The 26,850-nt window shown below is 30.2% G+C and carries 18 protein-coding genes and 3 tRNA genes; 6 read left to right on the forward strand and 15 right to left on the reverse strand.

The window, feature by feature from the left end:
- Window positions 1-12 precede the first annotated feature (12 nt).
- The 12 genes from nuoH to fabB all read right to left on the reverse strand — a co-directional run bounded on the left by nuoH (window position 13) and on the right by fabB (window position 16,000).
- Window positions 13-987 (reverse strand): NADH-quinone oxidoreductase subunit NuoH, encoded by a 975-nt coding sequence (gene nuoH / locus Bsans602_RS02530; protein ID WP_500836960.1) that lies wholly within the window; start codon window positions 985-987, stop codon window positions 13-15.
- A complete protein-coding gene (gene nuoG, locus Bsans602_RS02535; RefSeq protein WP_500836961.1) occupies window positions 987-3,743 on the reverse strand; it encodes an NADH-quinone oxidoreductase subunit NuoG in 2,757 nt (918 codons plus the stop codon). Before nuoG ends, nuoH begins: the two co-directional genes overlap by 1 nt.
- Before the next feature lie 112 nt (window positions 3,744-3,855).
- A complete protein-coding gene (gene nuoF, locus Bsans602_RS02540) occupies window positions 3,856-5,190 on the reverse strand; it encodes an NADH-quinone oxidoreductase subunit NuoF (protein ID WP_500836962.1) in 1,335 nt (444 codons plus the stop codon).
- Window positions 5,187-5,714 carry an NADH-quinone oxidoreductase subunit NuoE gene (gene nuoE, locus Bsans602_RS02545; protein ID WP_500836963.1) on the reverse strand — a complete coding sequence of 176 codons (528 nt, stop codon included), beginning with the start codon at window positions 5,712-5,714 and terminating at the stop codon, window positions 5,187-5,189. Before nuoE ends, nuoF begins: the two co-directional genes overlap by 4 nt.
- Before the next feature lie 13 nt (window positions 5,715-5,727).
- The gene (gene nuoC / locus Bsans602_RS02550) at window positions 5,728-7,503 is read right to left on the reverse strand and encodes an NADH-quinone oxidoreductase subunit C/D (RefSeq protein WP_500836964.1); all 1,776 of its coding nucleotides are present in this window, start codon (window positions 7,501-7,503) and stop codon (window positions 5,728-5,730) included.
- A gap of 81 nt (window positions 7,504-7,584) precedes the next feature.
- Complete coding sequence (locus tag Bsans602_RS02555) at window positions 7,585-8,265, reverse strand: NuoB/complex I 20 kDa subunit family protein (protein WP_500836965.1); 681 nt, start codon at window positions 8,263-8,265, stop codon at window positions 7,585-7,587.
- Window positions 8,262-8,642, reverse strand: coding sequence for an NADH-quinone oxidoreductase subunit A (ndhC, locus tag Bsans602_RS02560; protein ID WP_500837394.1), 381 nt, complete (start codon window positions 8,640-8,642; stop codon window positions 8,262-8,264). Before ndhC ends, Bsans602_RS02555 begins: the two co-directional genes overlap by 4 nt.
- Window positions 8,643-9,335: 693 nt before the next feature.
- The gene (gene folC, locus Bsans602_RS02565; protein WP_500836966.1) at window positions 9,336-10,619 is read right to left on the reverse strand and encodes a bifunctional tetrahydrofolate synthase/dihydrofolate synthase; all 1,284 of its coding nucleotides are present in this window, start codon (window positions 10,617-10,619) and stop codon (window positions 9,336-9,338) included.
- A gap of 93 nt (window positions 10,620-10,712) precedes the next feature.
- Window positions 10,713-11,576: an acetyl-CoA carboxylase, carboxyltransferase subunit beta gene (gene accD / locus Bsans602_RS02570; protein ID WP_500836967.1), complete on the reverse strand. Its 864-nt coding sequence runs from the start codon at window positions 11,574-11,576 to the stop codon at window positions 10,713-10,715.
- A gap of 339 nt (window positions 11,577-11,915) precedes the next feature.
- Window positions 11,916-12,701: a tRNA pseudouridine(38-40) synthase TruA gene (gene truA / locus Bsans602_RS02575; RefSeq protein ID WP_500836968.1), complete on the reverse strand. Its 786-nt coding sequence runs from the start codon at window positions 12,699-12,701 to the stop codon at window positions 11,916-11,918.
- Between the two features lie 443 nt (window positions 12,702-13,144).
- The gene (locus Bsans602_RS02580) at window positions 13,145-14,281 is read right to left on the reverse strand and encodes a 4-phosphoerythronate dehydrogenase (protein WP_500837395.1); all 1,137 of its coding nucleotides are present in this window, start codon (window positions 14,279-14,281) and stop codon (window positions 13,145-13,147) included.
- Window positions 14,282-14,785: 504 nt separating this feature from the next.
- Window positions 14,786-16,000, reverse strand: a complete 1,215-nt coding sequence (gene fabB, locus Bsans602_RS02585; RefSeq protein WP_500836969.1) for a beta-ketoacyl-ACP synthase I — start codon at window positions 15,998-16,000, stop codon at window positions 14,786-14,788.
- An 812-nt stretch (window positions 16,001-16,812) separates the two neighbouring features.
- On the opposite strand from fabB, the gene prmB reads away from it, so the two are divergent.
- From prmB to Bsans602_RS02600, 3 genes are all read left to right on the forward strand, one after another.
- Window positions 16,813-17,733 carry a 50S ribosomal protein L3 N(5)-glutamine methyltransferase gene (prmB, locus tag Bsans602_RS02590; protein WP_500836970.1) on the forward strand — a complete coding sequence of 307 codons (921 nt, stop codon included), beginning with the start codon at window positions 16,813-16,815 and terminating at the stop codon, window positions 17,731-17,733.
- A 17-nt stretch (window positions 17,734-17,750) separates the two neighbouring features.
- Window positions 17,751-18,815 carry a chorismate synthase gene (gene aroC / locus Bsans602_RS02595; protein ID WP_500836971.1) on the forward strand — a complete coding sequence of 355 codons (1,065 nt, stop codon included), beginning with the start codon at window positions 17,751-17,753 and terminating at the stop codon, window positions 18,813-18,815.
- A gap of 271 nt (window positions 18,816-19,086) precedes the next feature.
- Window positions 19,087-19,158: transfer RNA gene (locus tag Bsans602_RS02600), tRNA-Arg, on the forward strand.
- Between the two features lie 329 nt (window positions 19,159-19,487).
- Here the strand turns inward: Bsans602_RS02600 and Bsans602_RS02605 are convergent.
- Entirely contained in the window at window positions 19,488-20,723 is a 1,236-nt protein-coding gene (locus tag Bsans602_RS02605) for an Nramp family divalent metal transporter (RefSeq protein WP_500837396.1), read from the reverse strand.
- A 350-nt stretch (window positions 20,724-21,073) separates the two neighbouring features.
- On the opposite strand from Bsans602_RS02605, the gene Bsans602_RS02610 reads away from it, so the two are divergent.
- Window positions 21,074-22,261 (forward strand): NupC/NupG family nucleoside CNT transporter, encoded by a 1,188-nt coding sequence (locus Bsans602_RS02610; protein WP_500836972.1) that lies wholly within the window; start codon window positions 21,074-21,076, stop codon window positions 22,259-22,261.
- Between the two features lie 357 nt (window positions 22,262-22,618).
- Here the strand turns inward: Bsans602_RS02610 and gltX are convergent, their stop codons facing one another.
- Entirely contained in the window at window positions 22,619-24,052 is a 1,434-nt protein-coding gene (gltX, locus tag Bsans602_RS02615; protein ID WP_500836973.1) for a glutamate--tRNA ligase, read from the reverse strand.
- A 164-nt stretch (window positions 24,053-24,216) separates the two neighbouring features.
- On the opposite strand from gltX, the gene Bsans602_RS02620 reads away from it, so the two are divergent.
- Window positions 24,217-24,289, forward strand: a tRNA-Val gene (locus tag Bsans602_RS02620).
- Between the two features lie 23 nt (window positions 24,290-24,312).
- Window positions 24,313-24,385: transfer RNA gene (locus Bsans602_RS02625), tRNA-Lys, on the forward strand.
- 301 nt (window positions 24,386-24,686) lie between these two features.
- Here the strand turns inward: Bsans602_RS02625 and ligA are convergent.
- Window positions 24,687-26,474: an NAD-dependent DNA ligase LigA gene (gene ligA, locus Bsans602_RS02630; protein WP_500836974.1), complete on the reverse strand. Its 1,788-nt coding sequence runs from the start codon at window positions 26,472-26,474 to the stop codon at window positions 24,687-24,689.
- Window positions 26,475-26,850: the final 376 nt, after the last annotated feature.

The raw sequence follows: 26,850 nt of genomic DNA on the forward strand, positions 1-26,850 counted from the left end.
TATATCAATAATTTATAACAAAATAATAACAGCAGTACTTAATACATTAAATAAAGTAATAGGGAATAAAAACTTCCAACCTATCAACATAACTTGATCATAACGTGGACGTGGTAATGCCGCACGTATCAATACAAATAAAATCAAAAACAAAAAAGTTTTACCAACAAACCAGATGATAGGAGGGAACCAAGGTCCTTTCCAGCCTCCAAAAAATAACGTTACAATAAACGATGAAATTACAATCATACTGATGTATTCAGAAATGAAAAACAAACTAAATTTGATACCAGAGTATTCAATATGATAACCAGCAGCTAACTCTTGCTCTGATTCTGGTTGATCAAATGGATGTCTATGACACAAAGCTATGCCTGCTAAAAAAAAAGTAATAAATCCCAAAAATTGAGGAATTATGTTCCATAAATATAATTGATCTTCAACTATATTTTTTAAATTAAACGACCCAGATTTAGCAACTACACCCATTATAGATAATCCTAAAAATACCTCATAACTAAGAGTTTGAGCTGCAGCACGTATAGATCCAATTAAAGCATACTTATTATTACTTGCCCAACCTGCAAGTAACACCGAATAAACCATTAATCCTGACGTCATAAGAAAAAATAATACGCCAATATTACAATCCAATATCACCCATGTAGGAGTAAACGGGATAATTAACACACTCATTAATGATGAAATAAAAGCTATTATTGGAGCTAAAATAAATATAACACGATCAGAAAACGGAGGAATCCAATCCTCTTTAAACGTGATTTTAATTAAATCAGCCAATAACTGCAATAATCCATTCCAACCTACTCGATTCGGACCATAACGATTTTGAAATAATGCTAATAATCTACGTTCTAAGAAACTCATATATGCACCACAGGCAACTACCACTAACAAAATAATTATTGCATGAAGAACAACAGAACACCAATGTGATGTAACAATTTCTGATGAACGAAAAATCATTATAGCACTCCATGAACATCATGTGCGTACATACCAGACAAAAATACAGGAATATCCGGAAACCCTAAAGGCAATCCAATATGTCCTTTGGGCAAATTAGTACTAAATTTTATTGGTAAACATAAAATTTGTTCAGCACACGTAAATTTAAGCAACATATTTTTTTGTATTTTTAATTGTAACGCATCTGATTGATTCATCATGACATAGGGATTCGGCATACTTTCCTTAATACACTTAGATCGTTGAGAAGTTTCTTCGCTTCCAAACAAATGCCAATAAGGCACTATTAACCATCGATCAATATTTTTAATTATTTTAAAAGATTGAGGAATCATGTCAAACCAACTTAATATTGCACTATTATTAATGTGTAGTACACGTACTCCTGGATCTCCAGAATATAAATGCCCACCTACTTTATCTTGAAATTTATTCCAAGCTTGAGGAGAATTCCATCCTGGAGCCCATGCAAATGCTACTTGTTTATGCACAGATTGAATATTATGACTCCCTTCCATAGAAAAAGAAAACATCGTGTTATTATCTTTTGATATATAAGGTTCATGCACATCAATATTAGTATGCATAGCCGTACGTCCACTATAACGATGTGGAGCCCGAGCTAATTTTTGTCCATAAATACGAAAAGATGCGCCTGGAGATGTTTGTTTAATGCCAATTAACTCTGGAAAACGATAAACAATCATATCTATGATTTGATCAATATCCAAACTTTTTTTCCTAACATAGTTAGTATAACGATCATGTATTAAATATAACCACCTCCAACTTTCCAAAATAACCGCATTCCTCTCATACACCTGTGGCTTATATACACTAAAAAATCTTTGTGCTCGTCCTTCATAATTAATCACAGTTCCATCGCTTTCAGCGAAGCTAGAAACCGACAAAACTAAATTTGATTTTTCTTGAATCACATTATATTGATGATCCAATACAATTAAATAATTAATTTTCTTTAAAACAGCATTGACTTGAGCTGTCTTTGCATGGCGATATAAATCGTTTTCTAACACAATTAAACCAATAGATGAAGTCTGATTACTACAGATATCAATAAGAGCTGTATCCAAACTTTTGTTACCTAACATCACTAAACCCATACTATTTACTTCACTCACAATAAAAGTAATACCAACATCACTCCCGCGATTTTTTAAAGCACGAGCAATGTTTGCTGCAGAAGCAATTAATTCCTTACTACCTGCATTAGTACCTGAAATAATTAATGGTTTACGAGCTTCCATTAATTTTTGTACAGCTATATTTAATTTATTGTTCAATTTATTATAATCAAAATCTTTAACTGCAGGAGCAGTATTATCTAATGCATGAGCAATAGCAAAACCGAAACGTGCTTGATTTTGTGCTGAATCATAATATGTTAATGCAGCAATATCATCTAATTTTGTTTGATCGGTACCGGTAATTAATATAGGATTTCTAACGTTTTGAGAATTATTTATAACAGCTGCAGATTGCCAATCAAAAATTCCCTGAGCTTCCGCTTCCTTGCGAGCTTTCCCTTTAGAAGCTTGTCGTACTGATAACGCTAAGCGCGCTCCAGTTTGAGTTAAATCTTCTCCCAATATCAATATCGTATCGTAACTTTCTATTTCACGTAATGACGGAACATAAATTCCACTATTACGCAATATTTCAACTATGAATAATAATCGTTCTTGTTCACAACTATTAATACCAGTATAAAAATTATCTGGTCCTACTAGCTCCAACAAAGCAAAATTACTCTCCACACTAGCACGAGAAGATCCAATACCAATTATTTTATTACAATTATATTTCAGTGCATTAACAGATTCTTGTATCGCTTGTTCTTCATTAAGAACAACCCAATCATCGTCTTTTTTCTGCAATGGATTCTTAGGTCTATTATCAATATTGACATAATCGCAACCAAATCGACCACGATCACACAAAAAATAAGTGTTAATATTACCATTATACCGATTTTCAACACAAGATAACTTCCCGTAACGCTCACCTATAATAATATTACATCCAATACTGCATTGCTGACAAATACTAGGGGCAAAAAGCATATCCCACTTACGTGCATAATATTTTGATTGTGTTTTATTGGTAAACACCCCAGTAGGACATACTTCTACTAAATTACCAGAAAACTCACTTTGTAACATACCATCTGTAGCTCGTCCAAAATAAATGTTATCATGTGCCCCAAATACACCTAAATCATCCCCACCAGCATAATCACTATAATAACGTACACAACGATAACAATTAATACATCTATTCATTTCATGAGAAATAAATGGCCCTAAATATTGATTATAATGTGTACGCTTAGTAAATCTATAACGACGATATGTCTGCCTTGTCATCACTGTCATGTCTTGAAGATGGCAATGACCTCCTTCTTCACATATAGGACAATCATGAGGATGATTAATCATTAATAGCTCTAATATATTCTTTCTAAATTCTTCTACCTCATCATCAAAAACAGTGATCACACTACCGTCCGATACTGGCGTCATACAAGACATCACTAAATAACCTTCCATATCATTTATCTTATTATCACGATATTTTTTAACGGCACATTGTCGACAGGCTCCAATACTACCTAAAGCAGGGTGCCAACAAAAATAGGGAATGTCGAATCCAAGAGACAAACATACTTCTAGTATATTTTTCGAGTCTTCTACTGTATACTTCTTCCCTTCTATGTAAATAGAAACCATCATTTTAATATACCAATTTTATTTTTGTTTAACGTCTCAAAAATTAATCAATGAATACATCCCGTTCGTTTTAACCAAATTAAGTATACATAATTAATTTAGTTAACTATAAAAACTAATTAATTTGCTGCACACAACGAATATACTTTGCTTCTTGTTGATCGAATGTACAAACTCCCAATTCAAATTCATTCCGAAAATATATTAAAGCACTTTTCAAAGGTTCTATAGCGCCTGGAGCATGAGCGCAAAAAGTTCTTCCAGGTCCAAGTGTTTGACATAATTGCTCTAATAACTCTATATCTCCAGGTCTACCATCTTTATGTTCTAAAGAAATCAATAACTTTACTATCCATGGTAAGCCATCTCTACATGGAGTACACCAACCGCAAGACTCCCGTGAAAAAAATTCTTCTAAATTACGTACTAAAGAAACCATACTTACAGTATTATCTATTGCTATTGCCATACCAGTTCCAAATCTACTACCAGAAGCTGCAATATTTTCAAAATCCATAGGCACATCTAAATGATCTGGAGTTAAAAAATCTGTACTTGCTCCCCCAGGTTGCCATGCTTTTAAAGTCAATCCAGCGCACATACCTTGAGCATAATCTTCTAAAATTTCTCTAGCAGTTGTTCCAAAAGGTAACTCCCATACTCCTGGTTTTTTTACTTTTCCGGAAAATCCCATCAGTTTCGTACCTGCATCATTACTTTTTTTAGAAGAAATATTCTTATACCAAGTCACTCCGTGCTCAACAATTCCTGGAATATTGCATAATGTTTCAACATTATTAACACATGTAGGTTTACCCCACAAACCTACATGATTAGGGAATGGTGGTTTAAAACGCGGCACTGCTCGGCGACCTTCTAAAGCATTAATCAATGCCGTTTCTTCCCCACAAATATATCTTCCTGCTCCTGTGTGTAAAAACAATTCACAATCAAACTCACTATTAAAAATATTTTTACCAACCAATCCAATTGATTTGATCTCACTAATAGCACGATTTAAATACTCAGCTACGGTCATATATTCATATCTCAAAAAAATATACGCTCGTGACACTCCCAAAGCATAACTTGCAATCAACATACCTTCTAATAATAAATGAGGTAATCGTTCCATTAAAAATCGATCTTTATAAGTCCCTGGCTCCATTTCATCTGCATTACATATTAGATAACGAGAACAACTTGGCTTATTTTGCCACATCATAGACCATTTTATTCCAGTAAAAAACCCACCACCACCACGACCTCTTAAACCAGAATTACTAACTAATTCAATAATCTCCTTTGGAGACATACAGGTAATTGCTTTATGTGCAGCCCTATACCCATTTTTAGATTGATATTCACGTAGCCATACTGGTTTTTCATCACAACGCATTCTCCACATAAGTGGATTATTTTCTATATTGAAATTATAAGTACTACTCATAGATACTGTCCTAATAGTTTAGTAATCATTTCTGGAACCATATTAAAATAAATATCTTTGTTTATCATAATTACTGGTGCTTTATGACACATACCTAAACAACAAGTAGGCAATAATGTAAATCGATTATCTAAAGTGGTATCGCCTATCCTAATGTTTAACACACACGTTAATGTTTTTTTAATTTTTTCACATCCAATTAAATAACATACTATACTATCACAATACCTAATAATATGACGACCTACTGGTTGACGAAAAATTTGATTATAAAATGTAGCTACACCTTCTAAATCAGCAACAGAAATACTTAACATTTCAGAAATCAATACAATTGCTTCATCTGATACCCATCCACGATTTTTCTGGATAATTTTTAACGCTTCAATAGAAGCAGCCCGTATATCTTCATAGTGCGCGCACTCTTCTTGAATAGCGTTATTTTCTTCTTGACTTAATTGAAAACCACCACCATCACTATTATGTAAACTGACAAATACATGATTAATTTTATTTATAACCATATCGCCTCACTAATTAACGATCCACATCAGACATAACAAAATCAATACTACCTAAATATACAATTAAATCAGATACTAAACGTCCGCGAATCACATATGGAATTTGTTGTAAATGCGGAAAACTGGGAGTACGAATACGCGTACGGTAACTCATAGTATTTCCATCGCTAATTAAATAATAACTATTAATGCCTTTAGTAGCCTCAACCATTTGAAAAGATTCATTCGCTGGTATAACAGGACCCCAAGACATTTGAAGAAAATGAGTGATAAGTGTTTCTATATGTCGTAAAGTATATTCCTTCATAGGTGGAGTAGTTAAAGGGTGATCTGCTTTAAACGATCCTATTGGCATATTTTGTAGACATTGCTTCAAAATACGTACACTTTGATATATTTCTTCTACTTTTAACATCACTCTACTATAGGAATCACTAATGCCATTTCCTATTGGAATATCAAAATCAAAATTTTCATAACCAGAATAAGGACGCGATTTACGTATATCAAAATCAATACCAGTAGCACGCAATCCTGCGCCAGTTATTCCCCAATCCAATGCGTCCTTGGCATTATATGCTCCGATGCCGCAAGCACGTTTTTTCAATATACTATTTTCTAATGCTGATTTAACATAAAAAGAAACACGATTTGGTATCCAATCAAGACACTTTTTCAATAAAGAATCCCAACCTTTAGGCAAATCATGAGCAACGCCTCCAATGCGAAACCATGCTGGATGCATACGAGATCCAGTTATTAACTCAACAACATCATAAATTTTTTGCCTATCAGTAAATGCCAAAAAAACTGGAGTCATAACTCCTACATCTTGCAAATAAGTGCTGATATACAATAAATGACTATTAATTCTAAATAATTCAGACAACATAACCCGTATTACTTTTACTCTATCTGATACTGTAATTTTAGCAAGTTTTTCGATGGCTAAAATATAAGGCATTTCATTTATACATCCTCCTAAATACTCAATACGATCAGTATAAGGAATATAACTATGCCAAGTTTGTCGTTCTCCCATTTTTTCAGCGCCTCGATGATGGTAGCCAATATCTGGAACACAATCCACAATTTCTTCTCCATTTAATTGTAAAATAATACGAAATACTCCATGTACTGAAGGATGATTAGGCCCTAAATTAAGAAACATAAAACTTTCATGTTGCGCATGTTTCTGCATACCCCATTCTTCTGGCTTAAATAATAATTCTTCCATTGCTAAATTTTCTTTTCGTTTCGTAAAAGTAAAATAATCAAATTCTGTAGCTCGAGCTGGATATTCTTTTCGTAACGGATATCCGCTCCAATTCTTTGGCATAATTATATGAGTCAAATTAGGATGATTATTAAAATGTATTCCAAACATCTCCCAAGTTTCCCGTTCATACCAATTCGCATTTATAAACAAAGAAACTACTGTTGGTAAATACAGAGAATTTTCTAATAAAGGAACTTTTATAAGTATATCATCATTACGTAATATAGAAATTAAATGATAAAACACCGTAAAATCTGATTTTGGTAACCCTTCTCGATGTATACGTAACCTTTCATCTATACCATGCAAATCATATAACATAATATATGGTTGTGATGTCGTTTTCAAAAATGTCAATACTGGAATCAAGATCTCACGGTTTATCCAAATTATTAAAGTACCAGTATAAGAAGATTGCAATACAAAAGAATCAGAGCTAAATACAGAAAATAAATCGGCCAATATTGAATGAATATTTGTAGTAAATTTGCTTGTAAGGTTATTATACATAATATCATTAACTAATTATAACCATTAAACAACTCATTCCTAGTATTTACCATATTGCACTATTTTTATTTAAAATAAACATCAAATCTCATCATCCGGAGCAGAAAAAATAGTTTCCGCAATACGAGTATCACGCTTACGTTGCCGTTCCGATTGCATATTTTTTCTATATATTCCTTTATTTCCTAATATCCAAGAAAGAGGACGTCGTTCTTCATTGATCGATTTCTGCAACAATAATAATGCCTGAATATATGCTTCCGGTCTAGGTGGGCAACCAGGGATATAAATATCTACTGGAAGAAATTTATCCACTCCTTGTACTACAGAATAAATATCATACATGCCACCAGAATTAGCACAAGCTCCCATGGAAATTACCCACTTAGGTTCTAACATCTGATCATATAATCGTTGTATTACTGGAACCATTTTAATAAACGGTGTACCAGCTATAACCATAAAATCTGCTTGTCGAGGAGATGCACGTAATACTTCTGAACCAAACCGAGCAACATCATGTATTGCAGTAAACGCAGTAGTCATTTCAACATAACAACAAGATAATCCAAAATTATAAGGCCATAAAGAATTACTCCGCCCCCAATTAACAATTTTGTGCAATAACACACTCAATTTTCCAAAAAAAACATTCCGTTTAATGTTTTTTTCTAATGGATCTGACACAATCTTCTTTTCCTGAAGAGGATATCGATCATCTTTGTCATAGTCTGTTCTAGCTTTCGTTAAAGTATATTTCATACTCGTTTCCTTTTGCTATTTTTTAACCGTTTTGTGATACTAACATTACAATGATTTACACGATTTTCATGGCGCGTTGATTGTTCTGTCCAATCAAACATACCAATTCTTACTAAATATATTAAACTAGCTAGCAAAATAAAAATAAAAATAAAAATTTCACTAAATCCTATCCAACCTACATCTCGTATGGATACAGCCCAAATGTACACATATATTCCCTCTATATCAAAAATTACAAACATCATAGCCATCAAATAAAATTTAACAGAGAATCTTATTCTAGCATTCCCTACAGATTCAATACCTGATTCAAATGGCACATTTTTAATACGTAAATCAGAACGTCCTCCTAAAAAATATCCACACAACAACATAAAAAGACATAAGATCAAAATACCAACTATAAATGTTATAATTCCTAAATAATGAGTATTATACAAATTGTATACCTTTTTTATTTGATCATTAACTACTTTAATCAATACAATTACATCTTCTTATGAAGAAAAAACTAAAATATTTTTACTTTTAATATTTTATTCAAAATTAATTAATAACTATTTATTACATGGTCTATTTTATATATTTCAAAAAACTATTTTACATAATCCTATGCACCTTATACGGCTTAAACTGATAATTATATCCATTCCAATTACGCATTACTTATACTATATAAGTATAATTATTTTTATACTATACAAGATCAACATTATAATTTTAAATGAAATATTCTCATAAATATTTTCTATTTACGTTATAAAGATAATATCATCACAACTATTAAATTTATTTAAATCAACCAAAATATAAAAATTAAATTTACTATTACTCTATTCTTCTAGAAAAAACGTTTTTTAAAAATAAATACAAAATAATGTATAAAATTTATCTAAATTTATTTAATGACCAATATTGCAATAAGTGTACTAAAATATACACAATGTATAAAACTATAGCATCTTAATTACTAAAAAATTATTAATTATCAGTTTTTAATCATTATTAGATTTCATCATATAATATAATCACACTGATTTACTACTTATATTAAAACTATAAACAAGCTAATAGCCATCATTTATTATTTTTCTCATAATTGGGCTTACAGTATGAAATGATCCAAATACTATAACACAATCATCAAGCGTCGCATCAGACATAGCTTGCTTCCAAGCCTCCAATATATTACTAAATTGATGAACATTGGAATTAAATAAAAAAACAGATAATTCTTCAGAACTCGCAGACAATGGCGTATCCAAATTAGAACAATACCAAACATTGACTAAATGACTTAAACAACAAATAGTACCCCGAATATCTTTAGTTTTTAGCATTCCTATAACCATCCTTACATTACCTATCCTGTTTGTGAGAAAAGCAGCTAATCGTTTAACCAAATAATTAGCAGCATGAGGATTATGACCTACATCCAAAATCACAAGCGGGCTATAAGTGATTATTTGAAAACGTCCTGGTAAATTAGCAACTCGTAACCCATGACATATGGCTGATTTAGCAACTAAAAAAGGTAACCAATATAAAACACTCAACGCAGTAGCAGCATTTTCTAATGGAATTAGAGGTAACGGTAAATCATGTAACAAACAATTATAACTAGAATGCCCCCACCATATCCATTTATTTTCATAAATATTAAAATCCCAGTCACGTCCCCGTATAAAAAGTATTGCTCCATGATATTTAGCCATGTTACTTATAGTTATTGGAGGATAACTATCACCAATTACTACTGGTTTGTTAAAACGAAAAATACCAGATTTTTCTTGTGCAATCATATCACGAGTTGTACCCAAAAACTCAATATGATCTATTGCAATATTAGTGATTACAGAAACATCAGGGTCAACAATATTAGTAGCATCTAATCTACCACCTAATCCAACCTCAAGAATAATCAAATCTAACTTTTCCTGCTTAAACATATATAAAGCAGATAAAGTAATAAATTCAAAATAAGTCAATGCAATCTGATTACGAGCATTTTCTATAGCAGACATTGCTGTAATATGAATATAATCCGGAACCTCTTTCCCACAAATACGAACTCGCTCATTGTAAGAAAGTAAATGAGGTGAAGTATATAAACCAACCGTATTATTATTATGTAATAAAATAGTTTCCAATAGACTACATGTCGTTCCTTTACCGTTTGTACCTCCTACTAATATAACATATGCCGCGGGATGTATCAGATCAAGATCAATAGCTATTTTTCGTATCCTATCTAGATTTAAATCAATCGACGCACAATTTAAATGTTCAATATAATATAACCATTCTGTCAATGACGATTGAGCAGTGGGGATAGATAAAATTTTATTCATATCTCGCGCAATATTTCAACTTTATAATTATATAAATCTACAAACCTAAATGATAACAATGAGATACATGCTCATTTAAATAAACTGCAACAATCAACTTTGCGGTATTGGTTTATTCATTAACTTTGCCAATAATCCTGCTACCTTAAATCGTAAATCTGGTCTACGAACAATCAAATCAATTGATCCTTTCTCTAATAAAAATTCACTACGTTGAAATCCTAATGGTAACTTTTCCCGAACTGTTTGTTCAATAACTCTAGGGCCGGCGAACCCTATAAGAGCTTTTGGTTCAGCAATATTTAAATCTCCTAACATGCCTAAACTAGCAGATACCCCCCCCATAGTAGGATTAGTTAAAACAGAAATATATGGTAAACAGTGCGCGCGTAAATTAGCCAACGCAGCGCTAGTCCTAGCCATCTGCATCAAAGACATCAAAGCTTCCTGCATGCGAGCACCACCGCTTGCAGAAAAACAAACCAATGGACACCTAATTTTTAAAGCTTGATTTACCGCATACACAAAACGAGCTCCCACTACAGAAGACATTGATCCACCAATAAAAGAGAATTCAAAAGAAGCGGCGATAATCTCCATGCCATATAAAGTACCTTGCATAACTATCAATGCATCCTTTTCTTTCGTTATTTTTTGTGCTGCAATCAGACGATCTTTATATTTTTTCAAATCTCTAAATTTCAAAACATCTTTAGGTTTGAATTCACTTCCTAATTCAAATGTACTATCTTGATCTAAAAAAGAAAATAAACGCACTCTGGCCGAGATCAGCATATGATGGTCGCATTTAGGACATACTTCTAAATTACGCTCTAATTCCTTTTTATACAATAATTGCCCACAATTATTACACTTAGTCCATATACCTTCTGGGATATTTATTTTTCGTGTTGGAATAATGGTGCTTTTGTTAATAATCCGTTCAATCCAACTCATTTTTAACCCTTAATTTTCAAATTATTTTTAACAAAATCATATTTATTGCATAGTATTCATATACTGAATATGACATACATTATGTATACGCGTAAATTTTTGATAAGAAAAATATATTACTCTTAAAATACACCTCTTAATAAAAATACAATATTATTGGTAATAATATTATAAAATTAACATGATATTATAATATATAGATAACATATTTTTATGAAAATCTAACAGCAATACTCCGTTCGAATAAATACTGTTTATAAAAATAACTACAATTATTTTAAATTTATTTCTTGTTAAAATATAAATATATAAAACATCAAAACACGAATATCAATATATTTATACGCACCACAATTCCTCTCTAAAGGAAGAAGGAATAGAAAAATATGAAGGATATTTTACTTCTACTAAATATAAACCATTAGCTGGAGCAGTTACACCAGCTAACGATCTATTAGAATGATTTAACAAATCTAAAACCCATGTTGTTGGTTTTTCTCCACAACCAACTTTTACTAAACTCCCTACAATATTTCGTACCATATGATACATAAAAGAATTTGCTTTAATATCTATCACAATACATTTACCTGTACGTACAATACGTATATGATACAATTTCCTTCGCTTTGAAGGCGATTGACAGCCTGCCGCACAAAATGAAGTAAAATCATTCTCTCCTAATAAAAAGTGAGCAGCATCACGCATCTTATTAATATCTAAATATTTTTTATAGTGCCAAGTTTTACTAAATAACAAAGCAGATCTAATGTAACTATTATAGATTACATAACAATAACGACGAGAAATTGCACTAAAGCGAGCATGAAAATCCTGATTTACTAATTTAGCCCAACGTACACAAATTTTCGATGGTAAATAATGATTAATACCTAGTGTCCAAGCAGATTTTGAACGTCGAGAACCAGTTTCAAAATGAATAACTTGTCCCAAAGCATGTACTCCAGAATCGGTACGCCCCGCGCAAAATATAGTTACTCGCTCAGCTGTTATCTTTTTTATAGCATATTCTATATAACTTTGAATACTAGTCACATTTTTCTGTCTTTGCCAACCACAATATGCAGACCCATCGTATTCAACACCTAAAGCCAATTTTTGCATCACGTTACAGTTTTAATTATATATTTTTGTAGCAACACATCTATGTTAAATGTTAATAACGTTCTATTAGTCCTACATTGAACCAAATCATATCTAACTAATACTGTCCTTCCCAAACATAATAATATTATATAACAAATCAACTTGATCCTGATTAATATGTACATAAATCATAAATTCACTAAATTTAAGCATAACATCAATCTTATAATTACAAACAATTAATTATATATGAATTTATACCTAAACACTACAATAACTGCTATAAGACAAAATACATAAAAATACTCTATCAGAATATATAAAATAATCTTTTACGCAATATACTTTTATTATATAAATCTCTTATCACTTTAACGTGTAAACATAATAAATAATACATGATTATACAGTTAAAAATTAGTATTTAGATAACATATACATGTATGTATGCGTATATAAAATCAAATACAACATACTGTTATACCTAAATTAGTGAGTATTTCATTATTATAATCTACATAAGTTTCTACGCACAATGAAGACCACTCCCTACGATTTAAATAACGTCTACGTAGCTTATCAAAACCTCCTTGTACTGTAGCGAATCTCCTTAATAAAAGATCATCAGAATGTATGTTATACATAAATTTAATCAATTTATTTAATAACATTTCATCTATTTTTTTCTCTACTTTCAGATAAGAAATAACAGAAGGCTTTAATTCAAATAAATTAACTGTGTCAAAAATATTAAAAAATTTACAGTACTCATGATATATTTGAGTAACACTTCGTATTTTACTTTCAAGAGTGTATCCAGCAATATGCGCAGTACCTATATCTACGTAAGATAATAGGGGTAAAGATAACTCAGGCTCTGTTTCCCATACATCTAGTACTACATTTAATATTTTACCATTTTCTAACACTTTTAATAACGCGTTATTATCTATTACAGAACCTCGAGAAGTATTAATTAAAATACGATTGGAAGGTAATGCTTCTAAAACATCAATATCAACCATATGCCATGTAGGATAACTGCCATTATAAATTAAAGGAGTATGAAAAGTTAAAATGTCCGCCTCAGAAACTAATTTTTCAAAAGATGTCCAAGACTGGTTATGCTGACTCCTTATATTCCTTTTTGCTAATGGGGGATCACATAACAAAGTATGTATACCAAAACTATTTAATCTTTCATGCAACAAACCGCCAATATGTCCTACTCCAACAATTCCAATAATTTTATCACGTAAAAAAAATCCATTATGTTCTGCTAACCAAAATAATGCTGCAAAAACATATTCCACTACTGCCACAGCATTATTTCCTGGAGCATACACAAAATTAATACCATACTTTTTTAAATAATTTTGATCAATATGATCAATGCCAGAAGTTACGCTGCCTACAAACTTTACAGAATCACCATCTAATAATTTTTGGTTAACTTTTGTTACTGAACGTACTATCAAAATATCTGCGTTTCTTATATCTTTAGCAGAAATAACACGTCCTGCACATATAATTATTTTATTATGTAAACCAAATAATCTATGGATATGCGGTATATCTTTATCAACCAAAATTCTCAAATTCATTCTCCAGGAAAACTATCCCATATAGAAATAAATTAGTCACTTTTCATAATCTTATATAACTTAAAATTTAAAACAATATGAATATAAAATTATATAAATCTATTTTCATAAATTTATTATATTTTAATTTTGTACACCACACAGATCTATGCTCTAAAACAAACAACAATGTATATCCAAATCAATAAATCCATATTCAGCATCATCACTAATATTTGCTAAAATATGATCCCATAAAATATATACAATATTACAAATAATAAAATATTACCTATAATAAACTTGTTAATTTCCGCGATCAAAATAGTCACTATAAATATTAATTGCTAAAATATCCAAACCTCATTCATGAAGTACAAATATAATTAATGGAAACAAAAATATCGCTAACTAAACATTAATATTTTAACTATCAATAAAAATTGATATATGCAATGTACAAAAATCTATAGTACTGTACCGCTCAGATAACCAACACTGTTAAAATAATAATATACTTTAAGAATATTTACGCATAACTAATGTAGCATTTGTTCCTCCAAAACCAAAACTATTAGTCATAACTGTTGTTAATTTGCGGTAAATAGGTTTATTGATAACAACATTCATATTTTTTATATGTGGATCTAAATGATCAATATTAATACTAGGAGCAATGAAATTATATTTCAACATTAATAAAGTAAAAATAGTTTCATGAACTCCAGCAGCACCTAATGAATGTCCGGTCATTGATTTTGTAGAAGAAACAGCAGGATGTTTATCTCCAAAAATTTCATGAATTGCCCAAAGTTCTTTAATATCACCTATTTGAGTTGATGTACCGTGAGCGTTGATATAATCTATTGGACCAACAACATCTCTTAATGCCATTTTCATACATCGAATCGCTCCTTCTCCAGAAGGAGCGACCATATCACAACCATCAGATGTAGCCCCATACCCAATAACTTCTGCGTAAATATGCGCACCACGATTTAAAGCATGCATTAATTCTTCTACTACAATTATTCCTCCCCCTCCCGCAATTACAAATCCATCTCGATGAACATCATAAGGACGCGACGCTTTTTCCGGTGTCATGTTATACTTTGTAGATAAAGCTCCCATAGCATCAAATTCACAAGCCATTTCCCAACATAATTCTTCTCCTCCTCCAGCAAAAATAATAGATTGTTTTCCTGATTGAATTAATTCAACTGCATTGCCAATACAATGTGTAGATGTAGAACAAGCAGAACTTATAGAATAACTAACTCCACGAATTTTAAAAGAAGTAGCTAAGCATGCCGATACACCCGAAGCCATAGATTTAGTTACCATATAAGGACCTACTCCCCTTAACCCACGCGAAAGCATCCCATTAGATCCAGATACTTGATTACGTGGTGAACCTCCTCCGGATCCAACAATCAATCCCGTTTGATCATCAGTAATCATACTTGCAGATAATGCAGAATCTATTATGGCTTGCTCCATAGATAAATAAGTATAAATAGATGCATCACTCATAAATCTAGAAATTTTGCGATCAATTAATCCTGATGTATTAATTTTAATGTTACCCCAAATATGACTACGCATGCCTGACTCTTCTAGTTCTTGAGAAAAAGTAACTCCAGATCTACCATTTTTTAAAGAAATTAAAACTTCGTTCTGATTATTTCCAATGCTTGATATAATCCCTACACCAGTGATAACAGCACGTTTCATATTTAATATACCTCATGACAATAATGTTTTGTAATATCAAAATTACACTAAATCTTAAAAAGATCCACTTAAAATGTTAATCATATAAAAGTAATTGTTAACATAAAAAATAAATCAATCATTTGCAATTCATTATGTATTACACAAACAAATCAAAAATATTTTTACCTATATTTGGAATACCGTTTCCTCAATTAAAATACAAGATATAAAACGCATTACTTGTAAGTAACATTTATACTGTACCAATACCAACTGGCATTAATCACATTATTAACACAGCTAATTATATTTAATAAATATCAAAATATAGTATTTACCAAAATAATGGCACTATATCCTATCTATTCAAAAATCATAATACAGTCATAAAACACAATAATAATCATTGTAGTTTATTAACAAAAACATAAATATTTATCTGTAAACCTGATAACTAATTTTTTAAATTAAGAATACTGTACCGGTAAGGACTATATTGATCATCTTCACTATATTATATTTATTACTAATAAATTTATTTATATACCAACATTATTATGATATTATTGAAATTGGCATATAAATGTTTGTAAAATAATTTACATAATTAATAACTCATGCTATCATGTACGATATGACGTATAATAAAATTTATGTCTTAGACATTGACTATATAGTATCCACTGTTACACTAAGATTCCTGCCTAAATATATAATAGTGTTTTAAAATAAAAATATAATCATTTTATACTCTTCCTAAAAGACAACATTATATTCTCAAATACAATCACTTTAAGCGAACATTTATCTTATTGTAGGAGCTATAATCTATGAAAAACACAACTAAAAAAATATTGACAGAAATGCATACTATATTAGATATGTTACGCTGGAGCAGCAGTCAATTTAATGCCAATCCAATTGTTTATGGTCATGGTACTAATAATTTTTGGGATGAAACATTATATCTAATATTGCCTAGTTTAAACTTGCCTATAAATATTCCAACAGAAATATACCAAGCTCGTCTCACTAAGAAAGAACGAGCAAACATAATTAAACTGGTTCACCGTCGTATTAACAAACGCATACCAGTCCCTTACTTAACTCATAAGTCATGGTTTTGCGGTCTAGAATTCTATGTAGATAAACGAGTATTTATCCCTCGTTCTCCAATCGGAGAACTAATCACATCATATTTTCATAATCTATTACCTCAATATCCATATCGCATTCTTGATATAGGTACGGGTAGTGGATGTATTGCTATCGCAATCGCAATCGTCTATCCAAAATCTGAAGTAGATGCAATAGATATTTCTATAGATGCATTGCAAGTAGCAGAACATAATATTAGGTTACACAATTTAGAACATCGTGTTGTTCCTATATATTCAGATTTGTTTCAAAACTTACCAAAATTAAAATATGATCTAATAATAACTAACCCTCCTTATGTAAACAATTCATATATATATAAATTACCAAGAGAATTTCATTATGAACCTGTGATATCCTTGTCTGCTGGCAATAATGGATTAAAGATAATTCAAAAAATTTTGATAAACGTTGTACATTATTTAAATACAGATGGAATTTTTATATGCGAAGTAGGTAGAGCTAAAATGGCATTAATAAAATGCTTTCCAAATATACCTTTTCGTTGGTTACAACTTTATCACGGAGGCGAAAATGTGTTTATGTTAACTTATAAACAATTATTATCTTTTAACAAAACCTGTATAATTTAACAATTAAGGAAATGACAATGGCTGGTAATAGTATTGGGCAATTTTTTAAAGTTACAACATTTGGAGAATCCCATGGATCTGCAATAGGTGGCATTATTGATGGAGTACCTCCAGGTCTTCCTTTAACGACACAAGACCTACAAAATGATCTAAATCGTAGACGTCCAGGATCTTCTCGTTATACTAGTCAACGATCAGAATTGGATATAGTAGAGATTTTATCTGGTGTTTTTAACGGAAAAACAACAGGCACCAGTATAGGTTTATTTATAAAAAATACTGATCAACGATCTCCAGATTATGAAGAAATAAAAGATTTATATCGTCCTGGGCATGCTGATTATACTTATGAAAAAAAATATGGTTTTAGAGATTATCGCGGCGGAGGACGTTCTTCGGCGCGTGAAACAGCAGTACGAGTAGCAGCCGGAGCTGTCGCCAAAAAGTATCTATTTAATATGAAAAAAATAAAAATTCGTGGATTTTTAGCACAAATAGGTAATATTCGTTGCAATTTTAAAGATTGGCAGCAAGTAAATAACAACCCATTTTTTTGCTCTGATATTGAACAATTAAGCGCATTAGATACATTAATAAATGACTTAAGAGAATCTGGAGATTCTATTGGCGCAAAAATAACAGTAATAGCAGAAAATATACCGATTGGGTTAGGTGAACCTGTATTCGATAGACTTGATGCTGATTTAGCCCATGCACTAATGAGTATTAACGCAGTAAAGGGTATAGAAATCGGAGATGGATTTTCAGTTGTTACAAAACATGGAAGTGAACATCGAGACGAGATGACATCAAATGGATTTCAAAGTAATAATGCTGGAGGAATTTTAGGAGGAATTAGCAATGGACAACCAATAATTACACACATAGCCGTCAAACCAACTTCAAGTATAACAGTACCAGGGAACACCATTACATCTACAAATAAAGAAACACAAGTAATTACTACAGGACGTCACGATCCATGTATTGGATTAAGAATAGTACCCATAGCAGAAGCCATGATAGCTATCGTTTTGATGGATCACCTGCTCAGACAGCGCGCGCAATGTGGAAATTCATAATAAGAATTTTTAAATTACAATCAGAACTCAATCAATAAAATTGACATGTTTACATAATATCAGCTTATTTACAGTCAATTATAAATAGATTTTATACGTTAAATTATTACATTAACAAATTATTTTTTATAAAAACAGTATTCATTTTTTAAAAACATACGCTTTCGATCTTAACGCATAATATTTATCTATCATTTTTAAATTACCTAAAATAATACATAAATAATTACACATAAAATCAAATAAACAATTAAAATTTTTATAATAACAAGTCTTCGTAGTTAAACGGATATAACGAACCTCTCCTAAAGGTTAGTTGCAGGTTCAATTCCTGTCGAAGACACAATTATAATTTTAGTAACGCATATTACATATTATCTAAATTCTCTAGAGATACTAAATAATTATTAATAGTATATACTATAAATCATTGTATATTGTATATAAAATACATACCAACATATACGATTAATTGTCTGTATCTTTTAAGAAAAATTATCAAACTCTTAATAAAATACTAAATATTGACACACTGTGTATAAATATAGAAAATTTATATATTAAATTAAAATATATTTTTTACATTAATGATATTTATCTAATAAATTAACTTCTTTACAAACACACAAAATTTTTAAAGAAATAGCTCTCTATATCAATTTATTTGATATACTAAATAATAATACCAACCAACAAATATATATTTAATATTATTACTATTATTGTAATCAACCAACCAATCAACTTAATTGATAAAGAATTTACTAATTCATCCATTAATTTAGCATTTCCAGTAAACACTAACAATGGTACCAATGCAAGCGCAATACCAAAACTAAGTAATACTTGACTCATTATTAAAATACGCGTGGAATCAATCCCAAAAGAAATAACTATAAATGAAGGTAACATAGTAATAATACGACGTAATAACAATGGAATATGGAAATGTACAAAACCTTGCATCACTACTTGGCCTGCTAAAGTACCTACTACTGTTGATGATAATCCCGCTGCTGTCAAACTTAAACCAAAAACTGTGGCAGCGGTATGATTCAATAAAGGAGATAACGTTAAATAAGCCTCATTTAAATTAGAAACACCAGTATATCCACTGAAATGAAATACTGCTGCTGCAGTAGCCATCATAGACAAATTTACAAATCCAGCAATGGTCATTGCAATAGCAACATCTAATTTCGTAGAAGAATATCGATCAGCTTTACTTGCCATCAGATTATTATCTTGAGTAAGGGAAGAGTGTAAATAGATAACATGCGGCATAATTGTAGCACCTAAAACCCCTGCTGACAAAAATACTGCTTCTCTATTTGGAAGTATCGGCAATAATACACTCATACCTAATATAAGAAATTTAGGTTTCGAGTAAAATAACTCAATGACATAAGCAATCGCCACAAAACATAATAAACCTCCAACAACAAATTCCAATGGTTTTCTACCATATCTTTGTAAGGTTAAAATCAAAAAAGTTGCCACACCTGTCAAAACTGCGCCATATAACAAAGATATACCAAATAATATTTGAAATCCAATAGCAGCTCCAATAAATTCTGCTAAATCTGTAGCCATAGCAATAATTTCAGCTTGAATCCAATATATCCATACAACTGATCTTGGAAATTGATCTCGAATATGTTCTGCCAAATTTTTTCCAGTAGCAATTCCAAGTTTTGCAGAAAGCAATTGAATTAACATTGCCATCATATTTGCCCATACTACAACCCACAATAATTGATAACCAAAAGTAGCTCCAGCTTGTATATTAGTTGCAAAATTTCCAGGATCTATATATCCAATAGCAGCTATAAAAGCAGGACCAAGTAACGAAAATTTAATTTTTCTAATAGAACGATGCTCAACTATTATATCTTGCTTATTTAGCATACTAATAGCCCTCATAAAATCATCTTATTCGACTAACTTTATATACTTAAATAAAATAATTATATTATAATGGAGATAATAATTATTTAATGATTAAATTTAAGATTATAATCTCATCATACACGATAATTGCATTTTATATTGCTAATAAGTATAGCACAGGCTAACTTCTAAATTATATTTTTTAGATATATTAATAATCTTTTAATCATCATAGCATAGGTTTACATACAAAATTGAAATCTAATTGAATTGCTTACATATAACGTTATAACTAATTTTGTTCCTGTTTCTTTATATATATATAAAATAACGAAAAACTTTTTTATTACATTAATGGAGTAAATATTGTGTCTCGTATCTTGCATTTTATTCTAGGATTCACTGCAATAGTAATTCTATCACTACTCGTCAGTAGTAATCCAAAAAATATTCGTATACGTTTTATTTTTCAGATACTAATCATAGAAATTTTATTAGGATACTTTATTTTACATTCTCAATTAGGATCAGATTCCGTGCAAAGGTTATGTATTTTATTTAATGCGCTATCAATTTTTGCGTTAGAAGGTACTGATTTTGTTTTTGGAGGAATGCATTCACAAGGATTAGCTACCTTTTTTTTAAACATACTTTGTCCAATTATTTTTGTTTCCGCGCTAATTGGCATTCTACAGTATACCGGAATATTAAAATTCACTATTCGAATAATTGGAACTATTTTATCTAAAATTAACGGGATGGGAAAATTAGAATCTTTCAATGCTGTTAGTTCACTGATTTTAGGACAATCTGAAAATTTTATAGTTTATAAAGATATTATCAAAAATATATCTGAGCCCAGAATGTATACTATGGCAGCAACTGCTATGTCTACAGTATCTCTCTCTATCATGGGAACATACATGACTATGCTAACTCCAAAATACGTTATAGCCGCATTAATACTGAACGTATTTAGTACTTTTCTTATATTATCACTACTTAATCCTTATATAGTACAAAAAGAAAAGGACCTATATGCAGCCGATTTACATATTAGTAATCAGAATCTCTTTGAAATTATAAGCGAATATATTTTAATTGGATTTAAAATAGCTATTACTGTTGCTGCAATGTTAATAGGATTTATTGCGCTCATCTCTGCTCTTAATGCAATATTTAAAGTATTACTTAACGTATCTTTACAAGAAATTTTAAGTTATATTTTTTTTCCATTCGCTTGGATTATAGGCATACCTACAGACGAAATATTACAAGTCAGTAGTATAATGGCGATTAAATTAATCTCTAATGAATTTATTGCCATTATAAATTTACAAAAAATTTCTGACACTTTATCATCCCAAACTGTAGGAATAATATCAGTTTTTTTAGTTTCATTTTCTAATTTATCATCTATTGGTATTGTGATAGGAGCTATAAAAGGATTAAATAACACACAAGGAAATATAATATCAAATTATGGATTTAAACTAATATACAGCTCTACATTGATCAATATGTTATCAGCTACAATAACCAGTTTAGTAATATAATTTTTACTAATAAATAAAATATTTTATATATTTAACTATAAATCGTATATACTTAATAGTATTACATTAATATCATTTAAAAAATTAAATAATTTTTAAAACGGCAAAAACAAAAAATAATAAAACAAGATATATTATACAATGTATAATAAAATATTTTTAAAAATAAATAAAACTACACATACTCGAATCAAACTCCGACAACCTCTTTTTAAACGTCATACTTAGAAAAGTATTCTAAGTAATAAAAACAATTAAAATCCTAAAACTTATTATAAATAATCATAAGCTCTTTTACTTATTATAAAAATATGACCTTGATTTATATATTCAGGTTAAAAATTCAATTATAATTGATCATTTATTTACATGTCGAATGCAATTCGTTGCAATATAATGTAAAGCTTGATCAATACGCTCTAATACACGTGATTTTCCAATAACATATATAGTACCGCTCAGAGCTGGAGAATGATCCATTCCAGTCAATGCTACACGCAGAGGCATCCCTATTTTATCCATGCTGACATTCAATTCATTAACAGTTTCCGTAATAACAGATTTAATAACTTCTGGTGTCCAATAAACTATATTACTAAATTTTTTTTTTAAATACTTTAATGGCAGTATTGTAATAGGTTTCAAATAATCTTTAGCTACCCTATTTTCAAATATATTAAAATCCATATAAAAATAATGACAATTATTTGCAATTTCTTTTAATGTTCTCGAGCGTTTTGCAAATAATTTTATTATATCAGTTAATTTTGGGCCATTTTGTGTATTTATTCTTTGTTGACGCATGTGCCATGACAAATGTGAAGCTACATAATCTATTGGCAAATGATTAATATAATAATGATTTAACCAAAGCAATTTTTCAAGATCAAAAATACTAGGAGATTTACTAATTCCACTAAAATCAAAATATTTTTTCATCTGTTCAATACTAAAAATTTCTTGATTACCATAAGACCATCCTAATTTTATTAAATAATTCAGTATAGCTTCAGGAAGAAACCCATCATCACGATATTTCATAATTCCTAACGTTTCATGACGTTTTGATAATTTTTTACGTTCATGATCTAAAATCATTGACACATGAGCATATATTGGTATTGGAGCTTTTAATGCTTTTAAAATATTTATCTGACGCGGAGTATTATTAATATGTTCCTCTCCTCGTATAATATGAGTAATTTGCATATCCATATCATCTACTACAACACAAAAATTATACGTTGGAGAACCATCAGCACGACGAATAATTAAATCATCTAACTCTTTATTATTGAACGTAATTGTACCTCTAATCTGATCATGGAAAATCACTACACCTTGTTGAGGATTGCAAAAACGTACTACATAAGAGTTAACACAAGTATTATAATCTATAACTGTAGATTTTAAACGACAATAACCATCATATTTAGGTTTTTCTCCATTTTTTATCTGATTTAACCGCAATAATTCCAATCGTTCTGATGAACAATAGCATTTATAGGCCATATCATGTTGAATCATATAATTGATCACACTATTATAACGAGCAAACCTATCAGTTTGAAAATAAGGACCCTCGTCCCAATCTAAATTAAGCCAGCGCATCCCCGAAACGATAAATTTAACAGCATCATGTACAGAACGTTGTAAATCAGAATCCTCTATACGCAATACAAATTGACCACCTTTCTTACGAGCAAACAACCAAGAATATAAAGCGGTACGAATATTTCCAACATGTATAGAGCCTGTAGGACTAGGAGCGAATCTAGTTTTAATGTTCATAAAAATTAAATACCTAATTGTATGTAATATATACTACTCATTTAAGTTCACACAATATTAAATTTGATTTAACATGTAACAAATTACAACTAAAATCTCTATTTTTATAAAAATCCATTGACTCATGTCAATGAATCCATATAATTCAATCCAAGCAATAGAGAAGGTGATTAGCTCAGTTGGCAGAGCATCTCCCTTACAAGGAGAGGGTCGGCGGTTCGAGTCCGCCATCACCTATTTTATTTATCTTAACAAACTTAGGGTCGTTAGCTCAGAAGGTAGAGCAGTTGACTTTTAATCAATTGGTCGCAGGTTCGATTCCTGCACGACCCAAGGCACTAATTATTTTAAGCACACTCATCACAAGATGATAATCTTAAATAATTAATATAAAGTTAATCACATCTTTACATTATTACAATATTAATTTATTGTAAATCACTGCTCTTCACTGAAGTTTAAAAGTTAAAACATATAATACCAGCTTTAAGTTTAAATAATTAAATTCCATTAAATATAAATAAATATTCATTAAAACTTAAGTTTATAATATTTTATGTTTACCTGCATTGTTTTAACAATTAACTTTATTGTAACATTCCTATAATTTTTTAACCGTTTAAAATTTTTTGTTTTAAATAATAATATTTAATTGAATTCCAACAGAAGGATCAATTAAATCCTGAACATTTTTTAAATTATCAGGATCTCTAAAAAAATGATATATATTATTACCCACAATTAGTCCTATATATTTTAAACTGGACAATGATTGTAAATCAGCAGTCATTAAATTTTCAAGAGTTTGATATGCAACAGCTAAGTTATTAGCTACTGTTTCACCTACACCATGAATACCTAATGCATATATAAAACGAGCCAAAGTAATTTTTTTAGAATTCTCAATAGCCCATAATAAACGTTCAATATATTCCACACCAAATCCTTCTAAACAAAGTAACTTATTTTTATTTAAATTAAAAAAATCAACCGGAGCAGATACTAAATTTTTATTAACTAATTGGTCAATGATTCTCTTTCCCATGCCACAAATATTCATTGCTTTTCTGGAAACAAAATGTTCAAGCGCTGCCTTTCTTTGAGCAAGACATGCTAATCCAGCTGTACAACGCAATATTGACTGACGATACCACGTAGCAATCAAAGATCCACATATCGGGCAAAAACGTGGCAGTGCTATAGCTTTCACACAATCAGTACGTTGCGAAAAAACGACTTCTAAAATTTTAGGGATAACATCTCCAGATCTTTGTACACGAACCGTATCGCCAATCATTAATCCCAATCTCTTGATTTCATTAATATTATGAATACTAACTTTCCTAATTATAACATCAGAAATTACAATAGGCTCTAAATAAGCTATTGGGGTAATAATACCTGTTCTTCCAACCTGGAAAGTTACATTATTTACTCTAGCAGATCTTATCTCCGCCGGAAATTTATAAGCAACAGCCCAATTAGGAACTTTAGACCCACAACCTAATTTATTTTGATATTTACAACTATTTGTTTTAACAACTACTCCATCAATACTAAACTCTAAACTAGCTCGTATTTTCTCTATATATGAATAATATTCATATACTTTATCAATGCCTCTAACTAAACGAATATGATTACTAATTGGTAAACCCCACCCTTTACATAACTGCAATCGTTCCCAGTGACTATCTGGTAATTCTTTTTCTCCAAAATAATCACTAACACCATAACAATAAAAACTTAACGGCCGTTTAGCAGTAATTGCAGGATCTAACTGACGTAATGAACCAGAAGCAGCATTTCTAGAATTAGAAAAAGGTCTATTACCTTCCTGAGCTGTTATCTTATTCAATTGTAAAAAGCATAATTTAGATATAAATACTTCCCCTCTAATTTCTAACAAATGTGGTAGTTTATCATGATTATTGACATCAATATTTAAATGCATAGGAACCGAATAAATAGCACGCACATTTTTAGTAATATCTTCTCCAATTTTTCCATCACCTCGAGTTGCTGCACAAACCAATTCCCCATTTTTATATAATAAACTAACTGCTACTCCGTCTATCTTTAACTCACAGCAATATGAAATAACATGATTATCATTGAGTTTAATTTTTATTCGTCTATCGAATGATAACAATTGACACGATTTAACAATACTATTTAAAGATAGCATTGGTATTTTATGATTTATTTTTTTAAAATTATCCTGCAACATACCTCCTACACGTTGAGTAGGAGAATTTTCTGTAATCAAATGTGGATAAACTTTTTCTAATTGATGCAACTCTGCTAATATTGCATCATATTTTTCATCAGATACTTCAGATTCATGTTTTATGTAATATAAATATTCCCAGTGACGTAATTTTTTTCTTAAGTTCTGTATTTTTTTTTCAATACATTTCATAATATAAATATCCCGATACATAGGAGTAGGATCATTGATATACACTTAAAATAAGTATGTTCACCACATGTAATTAAATAAGAATAATACTAATGTCTCAAATCATTAACTTATTTGATATACACAATACTTGAATATAAACAATTATTGAATTTACTTTCATAAAATGATCTATAGTAATAGATATAACATTTTAATAATTATTATATAATAAGTGCACATCTACAACAATTAATGCATAATAACTGGTTTCATTCTGATATAAAATATTTAATATTAATTTATATTTCAATTTAATTCTGTCTGTCTTTTAAAGATATTAAATTTTAAAACAAATATAACATGTAATATTATATGGCGCTGAGGAACATTAAGT

This window comes from Candidatus Blochmannia sansabeanus (nom. nud.) (genome assembly GCF_059935345.1).

Coding starts and splice junctions, on each gene's coding strand:
- nuoH (WP_500836960.1), bottom strand. CDS start 987: ATGATTTTTCGTTCATCAGAAATTGTTACATCACATTGGTGTTCTGTT.
- nuoG (WP_500836961.1), bottom strand. CDS start 3,743: ATGATGGTTTCTATTTACATAGAAGGGAAGAAGTATACAGTAGAAGAC.
- nuoF (WP_500836962.1), bottom strand. CDS start 5,190: ATGAGTAGTACTTATAATTTCAATATAGAAAATAATCCACTTATGTGG.
- nuoE (WP_500836963.1), bottom strand. CDS start 5,714: ATGGTTATAAATAAAATTAATCATGTATTTGTCAGTTTACATAATAGT.
- nuoC (WP_500836964.1), bottom strand. CDS start 7,503: ATGTATAATAACCTTACAAGCAAATTTACTACAAATATTCATTCAATA.
- Bsans602_RS02555 (WP_500836965.1), bottom strand. CDS start 8,265: ATGAAATATACTTTAACGAAAGCTAGAACAGACTATGACAAAGATGAT.
- ndhC (WP_500837394.1), bottom strand. CDS start 8,642: ATGTTGTTGTGTGGATATTTTTTAGGAGGACGTTCTGATTTACGTATT.
- folC (WP_500836966.1), bottom strand. CDS start 10,619: ATGAATAAAATTTTATCTATCCCCACTGCTCAATCGTCATTGACAGAA.
- accD (WP_500836967.1), bottom strand. CDS start 11,576: ATGAGTTGGATTGAACGGATTATTAACAAAAGCACCATTATTCCAACA.
- truA (WP_500836968.1), bottom strand. CDS start 12,701: ATGCAAAAATTGGCTTTAGGTGTTGAATACGATGGGTCTGCATATTGT.
- fabB (WP_500836969.1), bottom strand. CDS start 16,000: ATGAAACGTGCTGTTATCACTGGTGTAGGGATTATATCAAGCATTGGA.
- prmB (WP_500836970.1), top strand. CDS start 16,813: ATGAAAAACACAACTAAAAAAATATTGACAGAAATGCATACTATATTA.
- aroC (WP_500836971.1), top strand. CDS start 17,751: ATGGCTGGTAATAGTATTGGGCAATTTTTTAAAGTTACAACATTTGGA.
- Bsans602_RS02605 (WP_500837396.1), bottom strand. CDS start 20,723: ATGCTAAATAAGCAAGATATAATAGTTGAGCATCGTTCTATTAGAAAA.
- gltX (WP_500836973.1), bottom strand. CDS start 24,052: ATGAACATTAAAACTAGATTCGCTCCTAGTCCTACAGGCTCTATACAT.
- ligA (WP_500836974.1), bottom strand. CDS start 26,474: ATGAAATGTATTGAAAAAAAAATACAGAACTTAAGAAAAAAATTACGT.